13 protein-coding genes are annotated in these 18538 nt (G+C 48.6%); 11 read left to right on the top strand and 2 right to left on the bottom strand.

The genetic code is table 11. The annotated features are described in order from the left end of the window. The 11 genes from PsAD37_RS27755 to PsAD37_RS19635 all read left to right on the top strand — a co-directional run. On the top strand, positions 1-113 hold a 113-nt coding region (locus PsAD37_RS27755; RefSeq protein ID WP_153039739.1), incomplete at its 5' end, for an integrase core domain-containing protein. 252 nt (positions 114-365) lie between these two features. Next, positions 366-626, top strand: coding sequence for a hypothetical protein (locus tag PsAD37_RS19685; protein ID WP_063297572.1), 261 nt, complete (start codon positions 366-368; stop codon positions 624-626). Between the two features lie 183 nt (positions 627-809). Beyond that, complete coding sequence (locus tag PsAD37_RS19680; protein WP_063297571.1) at positions 810-2864, top strand: VCBS domain-containing protein; 2055 nt, start codon at positions 810-812, stop codon at positions 2862-2864. A gap of 600 nt (positions 2865-3464) precedes the next feature. Beyond that, positions 3465-4310 carry a phosphonate ABC transporter ATP-binding protein gene (gene phnC / locus PsAD37_RS19675; protein ID WP_057464261.1) on the top strand — a complete coding sequence of 282 codons (846 nt, stop codon included), beginning with the start codon at positions 3465-3467 and terminating at the stop codon, positions 4308-4310. Positions 4311-4350: 40 nt separating this feature from the next. Next, the gene (gene phnD, locus PsAD37_RS19670; RefSeq protein WP_063289228.1) at positions 4351-5277 is read left to right on the top strand and encodes a phosphonate ABC transporter substrate-binding protein; all 927 of its coding nucleotides are present in this window, start codon (positions 4351-4353) and stop codon (positions 5275-5277) included. 95 nt (positions 5278-5372) lie between these two features. Continuing rightward, positions 5373-6248 carry a phosphonate ABC transporter, permease protein PhnE gene (phnE, locus tag PsAD37_RS19665; RefSeq protein ID WP_063297570.1) on the top strand — a complete coding sequence of 292 codons (876 nt, stop codon included), beginning with the start codon at positions 5373-5375 and terminating at the stop codon, positions 6246-6248. A gap of 11 nt (positions 6249-6259) precedes the next feature. Further along, the gene (gene phnE, locus PsAD37_RS19660) at positions 6260-7624 is read left to right on the top strand and encodes a phosphonate ABC transporter, permease protein PhnE (protein ID WP_063297582.1); all 1365 of its coding nucleotides are present in this window, start codon (positions 6260-6262) and stop codon (positions 7622-7624) included. Between the two features lie 762 nt (positions 7625-8386). Continuing rightward, the gene (locus PsAD37_RS19655) at positions 8387-9535 is read left to right on the top strand and encodes a porin (protein ID WP_063297569.1); all 1149 of its coding nucleotides are present in this window, start codon (positions 8387-8389) and stop codon (positions 9533-9535) included. A 610-nt stretch (positions 9536-10145) separates the two neighbouring features. Then, positions 10146-11246, top strand: coding sequence for a porin (locus tag PsAD37_RS19645; RefSeq protein WP_063297567.1), 1101 nt, complete (start codon positions 10146-10148; stop codon positions 11244-11246). A gap of 869 nt (positions 11247-12115) precedes the next feature. Then, entirely contained in the window at positions 12116-13210 is a 1095-nt protein-coding gene (locus PsAD37_RS19640) for a porin (RefSeq protein WP_063297566.1), read from the top strand. A 486-nt stretch (positions 13211-13696) separates the two neighbouring features. Then, a complete protein-coding gene (locus PsAD37_RS19635) occupies positions 13697-14929 on the top strand; it encodes a porin (protein ID WP_063297565.1) in 1233 nt (410 codons plus the stop codon). Between the two features lie 66 nt (positions 14930-14995). Here the strand turns inward: PsAD37_RS19635 and PsAD37_RS19630 are convergent, their stop codons facing one another. Next, entirely contained in the window at positions 14996-15901 is a 906-nt protein-coding gene (locus PsAD37_RS19630) for an alpha/beta fold hydrolase (RefSeq protein WP_063297564.1), read from the bottom strand. Positions 15902-16199: 298 nt separating this feature from the next. Further along, positions 16200-18497 (bottom strand): transglycosylase SLT domain-containing protein, encoded by a 2298-nt coding sequence (locus PsAD37_RS19625; protein WP_063297563.1) that lies wholly within the window; start codon positions 18495-18497, stop codon positions 16200-16202. Between the last annotated feature and the right edge of the window lie 41 nt (positions 18498-18538).

Raw genomic sequence — 18538 nt, 5'->3', positions numbered from 1 at the left:
TCGAGAGATGGAGGAACCACTACAACACCAAACGACCCCACAGTGCTCTGGGCTACCGCCTACCTGCGACAGAGGCTATCGTACCGATAGACCAAAGGCCAGTGATGCACTAACTTTCAATCTGGACTACTCACATGGGGCTGCTCATTGGCACAGCGCGAAGGTGCTGTCTTGATCAACGAAGCTTGAGGTTGCTTCAGTTAGAACTTCTTTTATGGCTAGCTAGTGGATAAACTCACAAGCTTGGTTGCACAGGGACTCGTGAAATTTCTGCGTGAGTTTGGTCGCGTTGGAACACTGGCTTGATTGAGTATTGGAAGTGCAAAGCCTGACGAAACAACTAAGACTACACGATCAAATTGCGAATGAAAGAGGTGTTTGTGATGGCGATGCAAGAGCAAACTCCTTCGGGTTGGCGTCTTGGAAAAGAGATCCCAGTAGGCCTGATGTTTACTGTGATACTGCGGTTTATTAGTTTTGTCTGGTGGGCGGCAAGCGTCAACGAACTAGTGACTGCATTGGAGCGCTACGCTTCGCAAAGTAGTGCTATGGTTGAACGTGTTACACGGGTTGAGACATTGGTTGTGAGCATTGAAAGCGGTTGGAGAATATCGAAAGGAAACTAGATCGCATTGCCGATAAGGAGTGAAAGTACATTTACTTACAACCTAACATTAGAAAGATGCGATATTCTTATCTATTTCAAAATACAGCGGAAAATGCATATTTATTAAAATTGAAATCATAAGTTTCGGCAAGTTTTACAACTTTAGAGTGTAATCGTTAATGCTCTTAGGGAAGTTGTTTTAATGTCTAACTCCGCACCATTTTCCTACCCAATTCAAATCTCAACTACTGAAAACGATGTGATTTCCATCAGAGTTTTCTTCCAGGATTTTGATCTGGTAGATACTCATACGCTTGCTTTGAATGTCGCGGAAATGATCGGAACTGGAACAGTCGTCAGTGATGACACATTCCACTATGACCCAGGCACCAAATTTGATCATCTAGCTGTTGGAGGAACAGCTACAGACACGTTTTCTTATACGATTACTGATGCTGCTGGTGAAAGCGCGACCTCTACTGTCACAATTACGGTGGCAGGGCAGAATGAAGGGCCGGTTGCGGTTGAGATTGCGAGACTGACAGACGAAAACACTGTGATTAATATTGCGCCCGAGTTCAATGATCTCGATACATCTGACACCCATAGCATTACCGTTAATACGAGCGACACTACCGGTTCTGTTACAGTAAATGCCGATGGTGCGTTCACCTACAATCCTGATGGTAAGTACGATGCATTGAACCGCGGAGAAACTGCAAACGACACTTTCACTTACACCGTAACGGATGCTTCAGGTGCAAGCTCCACTGAGACGGTTACGGTCACAATCCAGGGTGAGGGTAATGTCACAGCTAAATCCGGCAAACTTGTTGCATCTGATGGTGCCGAGTATGACAGTTTCGGCCATGGAGTGCAGATGAATGACCACGGAGTTGTGGTTGTTGGTGCTTCTGGTGACGATGATAAGGGCAGTGAATCCGGTTCGGTCTATGTCTATACGCCAGATGGCAGCAGTTATGCCGAGACCAAACTTGTGGCTTCTGATGGTGCTGACTTGAATTACTTCGGTGCCAATACTGCGATCAATAACTCTGGTGTTGTTGCGGTTAGTGCCTTCGGAGATGGTACTCTGGGTAGTGTCGGAAAAGCTATTTATGTGTTCACTCCGACAGGCGGCGGGAGCTATTCGGAAGTCAAGCTGACTGTACCTGAGGGTTTTGCCGGTAGCTTCCCTAGTGAGCATGGCCTCTCAATGAATGCAAATGGAGTGATTGTTGCTTCTGTCTTTGATGGGCTTGAAAGCAAGATCTACATCTACACTCCAGATGGTATTGGCGGTTACACAGAAGACACACTCTTTGTTCCAGTACCTGGAAGCGCTGGTGGTAATGTTAGCATTAACGACAGTGGCGTTATCTTTGCCGACGGCCCAGGCGATCTTGCCTATGTGTTCTCACCGGATACTCTCGGTCATTATATAGAGCTGGAATTGTCCGCACCTGACTCCAATAATAGCTTTGGTCAAAGTGGTGTGGCTCAGGATGATGGCACCATTGTTGTTGGCGCTGACGGTGCCTTGTACATCCATGAGCCGGATGGCAATGGTAACTATACGGTTTCCAAGCTGATTACCGGAGATAGTAGTACAGGTCCGACACTTGCTGTGAATGAGGCTGGTGTCATCGTTACAGGTGCTACTTCCGGCATCGGAGCTGCTTATGTTTATGTGCCGAATGGTTCTGGTGGTTACTCTGAGATTGAACTGACAGCCTCTGACGCAGCAGGCATTGGTCTGTTTGGTAGCTCTGTTTCAATCAATGAAGATGGTACTAACACGGTTGGATCGCATTCTGACGATGACAACGGAGAGGGTTCCGGATCAGTCTATGTCTTTACCAAAGACCCTACTGGCTTCTATGTCGGGCAAGACGGAACGATCTACTTCCCTAACGATGAACCAGTGATTGAAACCTTTGGGGCCGCATCTCTCGAAGTTATGGGTAATGATGCTGCTGAAACTCTCGTAGGAGGTGTTGGAGCAGACATTATCAACGGAAATGGAGGTAATGATGTGATCACAGGTGGTGCTGGTGATGATCAGCTGAATGGCGGTGAAGGTAGCCACATATTTGTGTTTGCTGCTGGTGATGCCGGTCATGATGTTCTTGCTGGCTTCGATGCTGCAGAGGTTCGTGGTTCAGATACAGTGGTCACAATCGACGCAGATACTTCGATCACCCTGCAAGGTGTCACTCCTGTTGAGCTACAACCGGATGATTTCCTGTTCATCTAATCTATGCTGAGAAATCCAAGGCGCTCGCAGTTATCAATTGCGGGCGGTGATTTTTGCTATAACCAAACAGCACTCATTTCACAGCAAAATCTGGTCGTGAGCTACATAACAAATTACATAACAATTGCATATTTTAAGCATTGTGAAATTGAAGTATTTCGAGTTACTGTACTGAAATATAAGAGTTAAAAAGGTCTCTCCAGAGAACTCGGTTTTTTAACGGACTCTCTCCGTGTCCGCCATCTTCCCTTTTTTGAAAATACGAATTTGTAGTGCAACAGGCCGAAAGGTTTGTTCCTCAGCTGTGTTACATTGCTCTTAAATCGGCTTTGCGATGGTCTTTGGTTTGCAGATTGTCGCTCGTTCTACATTTTTCGATCCTCCATGAAAATCTCACCTGGTTGACTTACTTGGTTTGAACGCCGGTTGCCTTTTCCTCCTGTCACAGAAACGTAATGTAATGCTCGTTTTGCCAGCTATGTGGGGGAGGTGGGGTGTGACGGTTTTTTGACGGGGTTGCTTTGTGAGTGAGCGTCATTTCGCTGTAACAATCGCGTGTGCCTAGTACGTTAAATTTTAATAGGTACCGGGGTTGAACTCTTGATCCAGTTTGAAAGCGTTAGAAAAGAATTTGGCGCGCATGTTGCTGTCAAAGGGGCGAGCTTCATTGTTGAGAAGCCTCAGATGATCGGCATTATTGGTCGTTCTGGTGCAGGTAAATCCACATTGCTGCGGATGATCAACAGACTTACCCCGGCAACCGATGGGCGTGTCCTTGTTGATGGTGTTGATGTGCTTGCCTTGCAAGGCGCGCATAAGCGCCGCTGGCAGCGTGATTGCGCGATGATTTTTCAACAATTCAATCTGGTGCCGCGTCTTGATGTTTTAACCAATGTTATGTTGGGTCGCCTGAATGCACACGGAACTGTTTCCAGCATGCTTAAGTTGTTTACGCGGGAAGAACGCGTTCAGGCGCTGCTGAAACTTGAAAGACTTGGTATTGCTGAAACGGCTTTGAAGCGGGCTGAAAATCTTTCTGGTGGTCAGCAGCAGCGTGTTGCGATTGCCCGTGCTCTTATGCAGGAGCCGAAAATGCTTTTGGCCGATGAGCCGATTGCCTCGTTGGATCCGATGAATGCGCAGGTGGTGATGGACGCTCTTAAGGCGATCAACACGGAAGATGGCCTGACAGTTATTTGTAATCTCCATACTCTTGATACTGCCCGTAATTACTGCGACCGCGTGATTGGCATGCGTGATGGTGAGATTGTTTTTGATGGGAAACCAGATGAGCTTTCGACCGCAGTGGCCCGTGAGATCTACGGTGCTGACGACAGTTTTGAGGAGGGGATGACCTCAACTTCTCTGGGTAGCGAAGGTGCAAAAATCGCTGCCCTGGAACTGGCGAAAGGCGATGCTTCGCCTGTTGTCTCTGCTGCCGAATAGCAGCGGTTTTAGATTTATATTCTGATATTGGAGTGCTCTGATGAAAATCATCGGTAAAGTCGCTGCAGCTCTTGCTGTTAGCACAACCCTTCTTGCTGCGCCTATGGCTCTGGCTGAAGAGAAAATCACTGAATTCCGCATTGGTATTCTTGGTGGTGAGAATGAGGCGGATCGTCTTCGTTCCAACCAGTGTCTGGTTGACCGTTTTGAAAAGCTGCTGGGTGTTCCGGTCAAGCTTTTTCCAGCTGCTGATTATGCTGGCACTATTGAAGGCCTGAAGGGCGGGAACCTGGATTACGCTGAGCTTGGCGCTTCCGGTTACTCTGCTGTTTATCTGTCAGCTCCTGATGCTGTTGAGCCAGTGCTGACCACCAAGCAGACAGATGGCGCAACAGGCTATTATTCTGTTTTGGTTGCTCGTGCGGATTCTGGCATTGAAACGCTGGAAGACATGAAGGGCAAGCGGATGGGCTTTGCTGACCCTAACTCCACCTCCGGTTATCTGGTTCCTTCTGTTGCGTTTGACGATATGGGCCTGAACCTGAAAGAGTACTTTGCCTCTACGCAGTTCTCTGGTGGACACGAGCAGAACGTTCTTGCTGTTTTGAATGGCGATGTTGACGGTGGCGTCACCTGGGCATCTGGCGTTGGCGAATGGGAAGAGGGCTACACCTCTGGTAATCTGCGTAAGATGGTAGATAAAGGCATGGTTGATATGTCTGATCTGGTTCAGGTCTGGCAGTCTCCGCTGATCCCTAATGGTCCGCTTGTTGTACGTAAGTCGCTTCCATCCGACGTAAAGCAGAAGGTTGTCGCCTCGTTGAAGTCTATGGTGACTGATAACACCGAGTGCTTCTACTCCGCACAGGGTGGTGAGTACGCTGACTTCGTGGAAGTGAACCACGACTTCTACAAGACCATTGTTGAAGCGCGTCGCCGTAAGATCGAAGCAAAAAAAGCTAACTAATTCTCAGAGTAGTAAAGGAGCGCGGATCTGACCGCGCCCTTTCTTTATGGGGGCCGTGGTGGCTCTCATCATTTCCCTGTTTGGAGGATGTTGGAGTGGCCGCTCATCTGGCGCTTGCCGAAGCTTCCCGTCTGGCCGAGATTTCTCAGGCCTATGAGCGTGTTGCCCGGCGCCGAACGCTATATACTCTTTCTCTGCTCGGCCTTTGTGTCCTGAGCATCTTCGGTGGCTTGTTTGTTGCGGACCAAGCAAATTCTGGTGGCTTTTGGACAGGCCTGGGTAAATTCTTTGATTATCCGGCTGAGTTGTTCATTGGTGCTTATGAGGAAGGGCTGGTTGGGCTCTTTGCACTTGTTCTTCAATATCTTCCGTACCTAATCGAGACGGTCAACATCGCCTTGGTCTCAACTCTTCTGGCATTCTTTCTGGGTGGGGCGCTGAGTTTCGTTGCCAGCCGTAACTTGGTGAGCAATCGGCTTGCCGTTGCTGCGATGCGCCGGGTGATGGATATTTTTCGCGCATTTCCAGAGATTGTGATTGCGCTGTTGCTGGTTCTGATTTTTGGGCCAAGTCCGGTTGCTGCTGTGATTGCGGTGACAACGCATACAATTGGTGCACTCGCCAAACAGTTTTCTGAGGTGAATGAGAACTGTGACCTGAAGGCTGCTGAAGGCATTCGCAGTGTAGGTGGCAACTGGCTGGAGCAAATTCGCTTCGGCATTCTGCCTCAGGTACTTCCGAACTTTCTGTCTTATACGTTACTTAGGTTGGAGGTGAACGTGCGGGCCTCTGCGATCCTTGGATTTGTCGGGGCTGGTGGTCTTGGTGCTGAGTTGAAGATGGTTGTTGATTGGAACTATGGGGCAGACATTCTTGTCATCATTTTCATGCTGGTTCTTTCAATCACGTCCATCGACTACCTCAGCGGTTGGATGCGGCAAAAACTTATTGGTCAGACGGGACAGGTTTGATGGAGCGCTCTATGACAGATATTAGTGCCTTGCGTGGGACGTCGCATCATGAAGAGCAACGACTGGAGGAGCTGTATCCCGGTGTTCTCGGCCTGGATTTGAAAAAGCGCTTGCTTGGGCCGGTGCTGTCGCTGTTGGGTGTTGCTTATTTGACTCTCTGCTTTTTCGCGTTTGATGTTCCGGGCGTGATGGAGAAAGCACGCGGGGACATGGCTCAACTGTTTGCGCTGGATGCTTATGCCCACAAGGCGCATGCAAAGTACCAGTTCAAGAAGGCTGATCAGGGGTTCGTTGTTAGCCTGGAGGGTAACAGGCGCGCTATATATAAAGAGCAGCCAGATTGGATTGAGCAATCAGGTGGGCAATCCTCCATTCTGCTCGGTGAAGATGGGGTGCTTCACTTTGCAGATGATGTGGTGACTTACTCTCATCCAGAGTTTGATGAGCCTTTTACATTCAAAGTTGGAGATGGGGTTCCGCAGTTTATTGGTGGAGCTGAAGCTGACTGGCTCAAGGTCTCGAAAACCCAGGTTAATGCGCGGCCCTCTTTATATACACGTATCTGGCTGACAAAGAGCAAAGTTGAGGTGCATCGCTATTTCGTTGGGTGGGAGAACTTCTGGTTTGACTTTGACAGCAAGCTGAACGGGCTGAGTGCTGGTCAGCTGATGTCTCTGGCGTTTTCTTCGGAAAGACTGGATCCTGATGTTTCCAACCTGCGCTTTATGTTCAATGAGTTTTGGATGAACAGCGAGTGGCAGCATGGGGAGGTTTATTTCGCATTGCTGCAAACTCTCATCATGGCCGTGGTCGGTACCTTGATTGCGGGTATTCTAGCATTGCCGCTTGCGTTTGCTGCTGCTGCGAATGTTAATCCGGTGAGGTTGGCGCGAACAGGCGTGCGCCGGTTCTTCGATTTCCTACGCGGGGTCGATATGCTTATCTGGTCGCTCATCTTTATACGGGCGTTCGGACTTGGGCCGCTCTCCGGGATTTTTGCGATCTTCTTCACCGATACGGGTACTTTCGGCAAGTTGTTCTCTGAGGCGATTGAGAATGCAGATAAGAAACAGGCGGAAGGCGTGCAAGCAACGGGAGCTTCTCCGGTTCAGAAATACCGGTTCGGGCTGTTTCCGCAAATCCTACCTCTCTTTATATCCCAGATGCTTTATTATCTGGAGAGCAATACACGCAGTGCCACCGTGATTGGAGCATTGGGAGCAGGGGGAATAGGCCTAAAGCTTATTGAGACCATGCGGACCAGACAGGATTGGGAGAACACTCTCTACCTGATCTTTCTGATTATTGTGGTGGTGATGATGATGGATCAACTCTCAGGATGGTTACGTCGCAAACTCATTGAAGGCCAAGCCTAGGACAAAACACTCAGTTTTATGGAGGAGGGCGGTCACTCAAGTGGCTGCCCTCTTTGTTTTTGGTAGGCAGTCAGTTGTCCTTTGCGTGAAAAATGTTCGCTGAGGTGGATTTGTCCACATCGTATAGACTGCAAAAGTTAATGCGTTTTAGGCCGATAAATCGCAGTGGGCCTATGTGAGTTTAGTTAACTTATTGATTTACATGTGTTTTTATGGGTTGTGTGGAGTCTATGTATTTAATATCAAAATTATTGATGTATTATGATTTGTTGTTTGTGTTGATGTATGCTTGCAGTCAGTTGCAGCTGACTTGGAAGGAAAAGGTTTTGAGATAATAGGTTTTTGACTGAAAAAGTGATGATTTTTGTTTGTTTTTCTTAAGTTATACCGGTCCGGTCTCAACACCTCTCCAGTAACTCGGAATATAACAATAATTTATGGGTTTAATCTTCACTTTTGCTTTGAAATGGTTTGTTTCTAGTACGTATTGCCGTTCTTAGTTTGGCTTACCTCCCCTGAATTCCCTGTGTTATTTGTGTCACATCGTATTTCGATGACTTTCAAACTTCATTTGAATTATTGATTAAAAACTAAAGATCACAAATATTGATGCTGTGAACAGCGCAGGGCGCACTTACCGGTGCCCGCTGAATAAAGTGATGTTTCAAACATTGCTTTGATCAGGATGCGCAAGTGGGGAGCCAGAGTGGTCAGGGATCGACATGTGGTCGAGCTGCTCTGGTTTTAAAGAAAGTTAGAATTATGAATTTCAAGGCTATCGCAATCGCAGCAGCTGCTGCTGCCGCTGCAACTTCCGTTCAGGCTGCTGACCTTCCAGCTGACATCGCACCAGTAGATTACGTTCGCATCAACGATGCATACGGTGCAGGTTTCTTCGTACTGCCAGGTACTGAAACTGCAATCAAAATCGGCGGTCGTGTTCGTGTTGAAGCAAAAATCAACAACCTGACCGATGACGAAGATTTTGGTAACGACAAGAACAACCAGAACTTCCGCTCCCGTGCCAACCTGCGTGTTGACACCCGTACCCAGTCTGAGTTGGGTTTGATCCGTACTTACATGGACTTCCAGTTCACTTCAGACACAGATGGTCGTGGTGACGGTGAGGGTGTTGAGCTGGATAAAGGTTATGTTCAGGTTGGTGGTTTCACCTTCGGTCGCGCGAACTCTGCATTTGATCTCTGGACTGACAACCTGTCCACAAACTTGTTTGACCGTCATTTGTCTGATGATACCGTTTGGCAGGCGTCTTACACCTACGCTGTTGCTAATGGCCTGACAATTATGGGCTCTATTGAAGATAACTCTGATCGCCAGCATGATATCATTGATGGTGAAAAAGCAGGTAACACTGTACCTTCCTTCGTTGCTAAAGCTCTTATCAATCAAGGTTGGGGTTGGGCAGGCCTGTCTGGTGCTGTGACGAAAGTTGACTCTCCTGAAGCTCGTTCTTCTGAAGTTGGTTATGGTGTCGCCGCTGCTGTCGGCTTCAATCTGGATATGATCGCACCTGGTGATGTGTTCAACTTCCAGGCAGCATATGCAGATGGTGCTATGGCCTATGTTGGCGCTGATGATACAGCAGATGCCGTTGTTATGAATGGCACTCTGGAAACCAACAAGGCATGGTCTGTTGCAGCTGGTTATAAGCATAACTGGACCTCAGTATTCTCATCCGGCATCGAAGGCTCTTATCTTGATGTTGAAGCAGGTAAAGAGACTGTTGACTTCAATGACTTCAATGAAGTTGTTGTAGCTGGCACTCTTGAGTACCGTCCGGTTTCCGGTCTGCTGTTCTCTGCTGGTGCTGGTTGGAAGCAGGAAGATGTAGACGGTGCTGACAAAACAGACGCTGCTACTTTGAACTTCCGCGTAGAGCGTTCTTTCTAAGGCTGACTTAAGCCTTAGGCCTTCATTGGACTTTCAATAATCCTGATTTTCCAATGACTCTCATTCCCGGTGGTGTCCAAAACCACCGGGTTCCTCTGTCAAAGGTTATGTATTGCAGAATGCCCTTGCCTATTTCTATTTTGAATTTGCATATTAAATTTTAGTTGGCATTTTAATCCCCAGCGCGTGATTTTTTGCATGCGTTCAGGGTGATTATGTTTTTTTAGCAGTTAAATATACTGATCTAGACGTATTAATGTTGCATTTAATATTTGTATTTCAACGGCTTAATGAAAATTAGAATGCCTATGATCTGTGGTATCTGAGTTGAGTGCTTCAAGCATCCATAAAAGCTGTTGTGTCAAAAAAAACACACTACTTTGACGTGGTGATGTTTCTCCCCTTTCAAACTACTAGGTTGATATTGCGATCTTCCATCTCGTCGGGCATCAATATGTCCATCGACGCGGTCGAGCCGATTGAATGCTTTGCCAAATTATGGCGAGCCTCTCAGGTTCTCGTGTCGCAGGGAAAAGAGGAAATGTGAGCTGCTCCAAACAGGTCACGCCAGTTTCTTCTTTCTATTGAGAGACATTGGAAGGTCAGGATTATGAACGTTAAAACTCTTGCACTCGCTGCTGCAGCTGCTGCAGCTGCAACTTCTGCACAGGCTGCAGATCTGCCACTCGCTGCTGAGCCAGTAAACTACGTAAAAGCATGTGACGCATTCGGCGCTGGTTACTTCCAGCTGCCAGGCAAAGACACCTGCATCAAACTCGGCGGTCGTATCCGTGCGCAGTACGTTTCCCACAACCTGCAGGACGGTCTGGAAGACGTAACCGGTAAAGATAAAGACGGTAAAGACGAAACCAACGACTACAGTTCTTATGTGCGCGGTTACCTGTACTTCACTTCAATGACTGCTACCGACATTGGTACAATCAAAACTTACACTGAATTCCAGGGTGAGTGGAACCAGAGCTCAACTCAGTCCACAAAAGTGAATGATGCATGGGTTCAGATCGGTGCAGACTACGGTTCTTTCCTGTTTGGTCGTGAAAGCTCCCAGTTCGACGCATTCACTGGTTACACATGGATCGTTCCAGGCGGCATTTCCCTGTCAGACGTTTCCACTCTGCAGGCATCTTTCACAGCTGACCTTGGCAATGGCTTCACTGCAGTTACTTCTGTAGAAGATTCTTCTTACCGTGGTGGTGATGAAAACGCTGTTGATATCATTGGTGCATTGAAAGTTTCTCAGGGTTGGGGTTCTTTCCAGCTTTCTGGTGCTGCACACAACAAAGCTGATGGCGACGGTTACGGCTACGCAACTGGTGCGACTGCAACCTTCAATCTCGACATGGTTCGTGAAGGTACAGAAATCACCTTCCAGGCTCAGTATGCTGACGAAGCTGGTGCATATATCACCTCCGACACAGACGATGCTGCGAAAACTGGTTACTCTCTGTCCGGTGGTGCTGAAACTGCTCTGTCTGAAAAAGTTTCTGCTCAGCTCGACGTTTCCCACGTTGCGTTTGATGACGACAGCGCAGACTACACCAAGACATCTGTAAACGGTTCTATCGTTTACTCTCCAGTTGCAGGCCTTGGTCTTGCTCTGGCTGCTGGTTGGAATACCCAGGATGACGACACAGATAAAAAATACGAAGACGAAACCAAAGTTGGTGCTCGTGTTCAGTACACCTTCTAATTTGGTGTGAAAATTTAGCAGCTTAATTGTTGTTTGATTTTGAGCCTCGGTAACTTTGGTTGCCGAGGCTTTTTGTTGTCTATGAAGAGGAAGGCAAGCACAGCGATTCGCGTCGGACATTTTCGCTAAATTTGATCAGCCCTAAAGTGTGGAGCTAAACAGTATTGGGGTGTTGGGCGTGGGGTTAGGGTTTTATGTTGCGTGAATGTTTTGTGGTCAATGACGCTAATGTTCCAATATGAGCATTAGATTTGATTACTTTGCCTGATCCTTCTCATAGCGAGCGGCGTCAACTAGGCTGTTATCAAAGCTGCATGGGTCAGATAAATTGCTCATCCTTGATATTACATGTCTAAATTGCCTAATTCTACGATATCGTTATTCACACAGAGTGACTGTATGTTGCAACATACTTAGTTCAGTCGCGTTCATGATTCCTGCTGATCACGGTTGAGTTGCTGATTACGCACTCACTTCAGTATAAGTAACTGATATTAAAAATAAATATCATATTCAATTATAGGGCTCGGGCGCAATATTTCCTGACATTTAAGAACTTGAGTGTCTTATGTGATTGAGAGCTGCGAGTTGACTTGCCTATTTATCGTGTTGTCGAAAAGACACATGTTAAAAATCACAAGTAGAAATAGGCAAGTTCATACATTAAATGGGCTTGTCTAAAAATTCTAACATTGTAATTTCTCCTCACGAACCTTCAGGGGGCTTTCTCTTCAAGTAGGCGCTTGAATTGAGGCGGAGGGTTCAAGGGGACAGTTCAGACACGTTTGATGACGGTGCTTGCATCTGAGTTGCGGTTTGATGATCTGTTTTAATTAAAGTTTAAAATCCTAATTTATGGGAAGCTTGTGATGAACTTCAAGAAAATCGCTCTCGCAGCAGCTGCTGCAGCAGCTGCAACTCCAGCAATGGCTGCTGACCTTCCAGTGGTTGCAGAGCCAGTAAACTACGTACAGGCATGTGACGCATTCGGCGCTGGCTACTTTCAGGTGCCAGGCAAAGACACCTGCATCAAGCTTGGTGGCCGTATCCGTACAAACTTTGTTTCCCACAACCTGAACCACGGCTTGGATGATGTGACCAATCCAGAAGAAGTTGATGCCGGAAAAGACGCAAAAACCAACGACTACAAAGCTTATGCACGTGGTTACTTGTATTTCGAATCTATGACCTCAACTGAATTCGCGACGATCGAAACTTATACTGCGTTTCTTGCTAACCACGATCAGGATGGAAATGACACTGTAATCATTGACGATGTGTACGTTCAGCTCGGTTTCGAGTCTGGTTCACTTCTGATTGGTGATACGCTTTCCCAATTTGATGCCTTTACTGGTTACACTTGGATTGCTCCTGTTTCTCAGAATTTCTCCGAAACGTATCCACTGTTGATTGGCTACACGGCTGATTTGGGTAACGGTCTGTCCTTGACTGCTTCTATCGAAGACTCCACTGAACGTGGTGGTGCTAATAACCGGGCAGATTTCGTAGGTGCCCTTTCTGTTTCTCAGGGCTGGGGTAGTGCGAAGCTTTCGGCAGCGACGCATGCGTATGATGGTAATGACTACGGTTATGCTCTCAGCGCTAGCGTAACACTCACTGCTATGGAAGGCATCGAAGCAAGCTTCCAGGCTCAGTATGCTGATCAGGCTGTTTCCTATATCGGTGCTGATACCAAAATATTCTCTGATGCTGCCGGAGCTAAAGGTTTCAACATCGGTGGTGGTGTTAAGGGTGACCTGAGCGATAAAGTATCTGCGATGCTCGACTTCTCCTACATGTCAATTGACGTGGGTGCAACCGACTATGACCGTACTGGAATTGACGCTTCCGTTGTTTACACTCCAGTTACTGGTCTTTCCTTCGCAGTTGCAGCTGGTTGGGGTGATGACTCCAATGACGACGAAGAAACCAAAGTTGGTGCACGCATACAGTACTCCTTCTAAGATCTCTTAGATTTAGGGTCTCGGCGGCGGTGTTGCCGAGACCGCTTTTATAAAGCCTTGATGTGATACTTGCCACAGACTTGCGTATGTAGCGGGTATAGATAGGTACTACTTCAAGATTTTATGAGTTTTGGTTTAGCTCAAAACCTTCTAATCTATATCTGGTTGAAGTTCATATATCCTGATCTTTCAATCAGTCTCTCAGGCCCGGCGGTTCCAACCCGCCGGGCTTTCTCATTTGTGCGCAGTACTTAAGTTTTCAATGAGTATTACGCTTTGGTGACCTCCAAAGCTGTGAAATTTTGCTCAGTTGAACTGCCTGCTCGTTTCGATTGGGTGAGATAATCCTGCCCAATCTATAGTAATTGCGAAAATTGAACCTTGGCGTAATTGTCTAGTTGCACAGGGGTAGTCATTGCAGCTGATTTTGATCGTTGCATTTGTGGGCATTGGGCTACTCCGAGTGACGGATGGAGGTTCAATACTATGACTAAGAAGCTGATATTCCTGCCGGTCTTGCTGTCATTCGGAGTTACAGCACAGGCTACAGATTTGCCTAAACCTGTTTTTGAAGATGAGCCTGAGCCGCTCAACTTGGTGGAGCCGCTGGACTATGTGCAGGTGTGTGACGCGTATGGTGAGGGGTTTTTCTATATTCCTGGCACGCAGACCTGCCTGCGCTTGAGTGGCCGGGTGCGCACCGATGCACAGTATCGTCGCTTTCCCAAAAAGCCAAATAACTGGGGTGGGGTGGTTGATGATGATCCTAAGGGTCGAGATTTGAACTCGATGCGCTTTCGTGCTCGCTCCTACATCCGTATGGATGCACGGTCTGAGACCGAATTTGGGTTTGTTCGTACTTTTTCCGAACTTAGAGCAACGGTGGATTCAGATACTGAGCGATATGGCGGCTCTCCGGAAATGGATCTGAACAAGGCCTATATTCAGTTCGGTGGCTTTACGATTGGGCGCACTGGTTCTCTGTTTGACTTCTTTACGGGAGCTACCTTTGGTGCTGTGCATAGGGATTGGTCTGATACCAACTCCTGGGCTGCAGCTTACACGGAAGTGTTTGATGGTGGTGTTTCCGTCACTGTTTCCATTGAAGACCCAGTTTATCGTGCGCATGGCGTGTTTACCGGCGTTGCAAGTGAAAATGGAAAGGCCGGGAATAAGGCCCCTGATGCCGTAGCGGCCTTCCGGATGGATGGTGATTGGGGCAGTGCGAAGCTTGCTGCGGCCGTAACGAGTATCAGACCAGAAGCCGCTTATGTGCCTGGTGAAGTTGGCTGGTCGTTGGGGGCAGGAATGATAATTAACCTCCCTCAGATGGGTAGTCAGGATGCCATGGCTTTGCAGTTCCAGTATGGAAACGGTGCTGTTTCCTATGTGGGTATTGATGACGATGAAGTTTTTGACGCTTACTACATCAATGGTGATACCAGAAAGACCGAGGCACTATCGTTTTCAGGTGGACTTACACACTATGTGACGCCTGAAGTGCGGACAGACTTTGATGCTAGTTATGCGGTTGTTGACACGCCAACTGGTGCTGCGCTTCCAGACTTTGATCGGTTTGCTCTGGATTGGGATTTAGTCTGGTCACCGGTCAGTGGAATGGAAATGGGTGTCGATCTCGGTTACTCACGCACATCGCCGGAGGATGAGAAAGATTTTGATGAAGCCAGCGCGCTCTTCAGAGTTCAGAGAACCTTCTAAGGTATTAAGTTTCTTGAAGAACTTGGGAGTTGGATCTTGTGATCCAACTCCTCTTTTTTGTGTTTGCTAAACATGCTGTCTTATAAAATTGAGGATGCGCGTTTGGGTGGGCTGGTCCCAGAGTAGAGGTGCATGTCCTTGATTGGGGATGACTGCGAGTTCCATCTTCTCGTGTAACTGTTGCATTTTCTTGACAGTCTTTGTTGTGAGGAGACGTGAGTTTTGTCCATGGAGTAAGAGGTGAGGAAGCGGTTTTAGCGCGCTAAAAGATAGCCAGAGATCGTCTTCAGGTGCTGCTTTCTTGTCTCCACGGAGTGTATCGCCTAAGTGCTTGTCATAGCGTAATGATACGCCGTCGGAATTGGGAGCGTATAATTGATTGGCGAATGTTATCCAATCCGCTTCTGACATGGCTGTGAACGCAGTCGCGTGGATGGAAGCGAGGCGTTGAGCTGCGGCTTTCATGTTTGGTTGGGACATGACGGTGCCGACTGAGGCAATGATGTCGTCGAGGGCTGGTGGTTCGATGACTGGGCCTATGTCGTTGATAATGACTGATAGCAGGCGCTCTGGGTGGCGTTGGGCCATGGAGAAAGAGTGGAGGCCACCGCGGGATGTGCCGATGAGTGCAAATTTTTCAAGTCCGAGCGATTCGATGCCTCTGTCAATATCGTCAGCTTCCTGATCAAGACTGTAGGTCTCAAAATCCTCAGAGTGATCTGACAGGCCGCGACCGCGGTAATCCATTGCGATGACTCGGTGGCCATTTTCTCTCAGAAAACTTGCTAGTTGATAGAAATCTCTGGTGTTTCTTGTCAGACCGGAAAGGCAAAGGACCGATGGATTGTGGGGTTTGTCCGGCTCCCAGATGTGTGCAGACAGGGTCAGCCCGTCGCTGGCTTTCCAAGTGAAACGGGTTGCGCCCGCAACGTTTTGAAGATCGACGTCAATGTAATCTGGGGCTTGAAGCATAAGTTCCTCCCGAAATGCTTTGGCGTTTTCAGCGATTACAATGCGGTCCGGTTTAAATTCCGGCTTCTGAAGAGCGCTGTTAGGCAGGTTTGCCAGTGCAGGTGTTTGCTACTGTGAAAACTGCCTGATGAATCGCTGGATCATTTATCCTCACCATAGGGCAGGTTTATGCACGTGTCTTGTCAAAGTTGGAGGGTGAGATGCATGGGTGCTCGGAGGGTTTATGTTCTATTGCTGATAACAAAAAGCCCGACAAAATCGCCGGGCTTTTGTTGTTTTGAGCCGTTTTGCAGCGGGATTAGTAGCCGCGCGTGAGATCCTGTGTGATCGTGAGAGGCTTGTTTTCCAGCTTATAACGGTAGACCTGAAGGTTTTCCGTGATGCGTTGCACGTAGTTCCTCGTTTCCCCGTAAGGGATTGATTCAACCCAATCTATTGGATCGACTTTTGGATCTCGTGGGTCGCCAAAGCGTTCAATCCACTCCTTCACCTTGTTCTCGCCCGCGTTATATGCGGCGAAGGTGAGGATGTAGGAGCCGCCGAACTCGTCCACCAGTTCTCCCAAAAAGGCTGCACCGAGTGTGGCGTTGTAGGCTGGGTCAGATGTCAGGCGGGACTTCTTGTAGGAGACGCCCAGATTGCGGGCCGTGTCGCGAGCTGTCCCCGGCATGAGTTGGAGTAATCCCAATGCACCTGCGCTGCTGCGCGCTTTTGGGTTAAATGAGCTCTCTTGTCGAGCAATCGCGTAAACGACTGGTTTTTCTACACCTTTTGTGATTCGTGTTTTGCGCGGAATTGCGTTGGTCGGGTAAGCGAGCGGTGCCGCTTCGACACGTTCTGCCTGCGCCAGACGACCCACCATTGTTGCCCATTGATAGACGCCGCGAGATTCTGCCAGCTCGGTCAGGAGTCTGATTTGACCGTTTGTTGGCAGTGTCCGGGCCAGGTGCGTATAAAACAACAGTGTATCATTGTGCAGTCCGGCTTCATCCATTCGCTTGATGGCTTGCACAAGCTCGTTCTTGTTGAAGGCGGTTTGGTCTGCTGTTGTTACATCCGGTAGGGATGCCAGAGGCATTTGGTTGATGCCGAGTTTGGCGAGTGCCAGTTGTCCGTAATATGCGGTTTGGAAAGCGCCAGCCTGTTTGTAATAATCAACGGCGCCATCTGTATCTTTCAAAGCTTCGCGGGTGCGGCCCAGCCAGTAATAGGCGCGGGATAGCGTTTGTGCTGTTTTGCCGAGTTTTGCAATGCGTTTGAAATGGGGCTCAGCCAGGCGTGGGTCACCCACATAGCGCAGCGCAAACCAACCTGCATGGAACTCTGCCTCGACAATCATGCCCGGAGATTCTGCTGCGTGATTGGCTGCGATATTGTAGGCGAGACGTGGTTTGCCAGCTTCGATCATTTCGCGGGAAATGTCGCGGCGTTGCTTCCACCAATCGTCACCATTGAGTAAGGTGGCCGGGTCAGTTGGTGCTGCTTCCATCAGCTTTGCAGCAGTGTCGTAATCCCCTTGCAAGCGATAGTGCTGGATGAGCGCAAACTGGTAGTTGCTGTCAGACCTCATAGAGCGCGGAACGCTCTTTAACTTGCTGAGCGCATTACCGTTCTTGCGGATGCTTGCAATGCGGGCCTTGATGTATGTCTGTTCGTCTTTTGACAGTTCGGAAAGCAGGCGTTCTGCTGCGCGTGCTCTGTCACGATACAGGAGCATTTCTGCTCTGAGACGATGATCTTTTTGCCGTAGGAGGCTGCCAAAAGCAGAGCGAATTGCTGCTTCTTCGGGAGCTTCGAAGACGGTTTTTTGCCAGAGTGGGCGAATGAGTTTGGCAGCTTCGGTCTTGTTGCCTTTGGCTAAGTGCGCTTTGGCAAGGGCAAGTTTGCCGTCCTTTGTTTCCGGGACGGTAGAGCCGAATGCTGCGATGATCTGAGCGGGTGTCAGGTTGGATGCGGCTAGCGCAGCTTCTCCGCGAGCACGCACGACTTTTGCTGTTGGCCAGTGTGGTGCACTGGCTGCAAACTGGGCGATATGGGTGACCGGTGTCTTTGGGCCGCCCCGTAGCATAATGAACCAATCCGCGACGCGACGATCGAGGTTATCCGGCAAAGCATTTCGAGCGAGCAGCGCTTCGTTCAGCCGTCCTGATTTAACGTGCTGGAGAACGGTTTTAAGTGGTTCAACCGATCCTGTTGCTTGAGCTGTGCTCAATCCCTGTGGATAAGAACTTGTCAGCGCAGCAGTCGCTTCTAGTGCATTTTGCGGGCTGGAAGGGCGGGTCGAAATTGGAGTTCGCCCATTACTGACAGGTGCTGAGGGGGCATAGCTGGACAGCTGAGAGTTCTGTGTTCCACCTGTGCTGCCCCTGCCAATCACTGGAGGTTTGGAGCGTGGTGTGGCGGCAAGCGATCTGCTTTGAACGGCAGCATGCTGCGTGCTCAAGGCGATGGTGCGCACAACCTTTGCAGGGTTTGGTGCTGGAATAACGCTGTGATTTAAAGAGGATACAGCAGAAAATGCCGATGCGGAAACAGTCGCGGCAATGGCAAATGCACTCACACGTGTCGATACTAGAAGAAACTCACGGATACGCATACTACTCGTCGGCCCGTCTCACCTGAGTGTTGTTTATCCGG

The sequence above is a fragment of the Pseudovibrio sp. Ad37 genome, assembly GCF_001623075.1.
In the GTDB taxonomy this organism is placed as follows: Bacteria; Pseudomonadota; Alphaproteobacteria; order Rhizobiales; family Stappiaceae; genus Pseudovibrio.
The sequence above is the reverse complement of the archived record's forward strand: the minus strand, read 5'-3'. Positions and strand labels throughout refer to the sequence as shown.

Bases quoted from the DNA above. Each gene is read 5' to 3' on its own strand.
- PsAD37_RS19625 (WP_063297563.1), bottom strand. From the start codon at position 18,497: ATGCGTATCCGTGAGTTTCTTCTAGTATCGACACGTGTGAGTGCATTT.
- phnD (WP_063289228.1), top strand. From the start codon at position 4,351: ATGAAAATCATCGGTAAAGTCGCTGCAGCTCTTGCTGTTAGCACAACC.
- PsAD37_RS19655 (WP_063297569.1), top strand. From the start codon at position 8,387: ATGAATTTCAAGGCTATCGCAATCGCAGCAGCTGCTGCTGCCGCTGCA.
- PsAD37_RS19685 (WP_063297572.1), top strand. From the start codon at position 366: ATGAAAGAGGTGTTTGTGATGGCGATGCAAGAGCAAACTCCTTCGGGT.
- PsAD37_RS19645 (WP_063297567.1), top strand. From the start codon at position 10,146: ATGAACGTTAAAACTCTTGCACTCGCTGCTGCAGCTGCTGCAGCTGCA.
- PsAD37_RS19640 (WP_063297566.1), top strand. From the start codon at position 12,116: ATGAACTTCAAGAAAATCGCTCTCGCAGCAGCTGCTGCAGCAGCTGCA.
- PsAD37_RS19630 (WP_063297564.1), bottom strand. From the start codon at position 15,901: ATGCTTCAAGCCCCAGATTACATTGACGTCGATCTTCAAAACGTTGCG.
- phnE (WP_063297582.1), top strand. From the start codon at position 6,260: ATGACAGATATTAGTGCCTTGCGTGGGACGTCGCATCATGAAGAGCAA.
- PsAD37_RS19635 (WP_063297565.1), top strand. From the start codon at position 13,697: ATGACTAAGAAGCTGATATTCCTGCCGGTCTTGCTGTCATTCGGAGTT.
- PsAD37_RS19680 (WP_063297571.1), top strand. From the start codon at position 810: ATGTCTAACTCCGCACCATTTTCCTACCCAATTCAAATCTCAACTACT.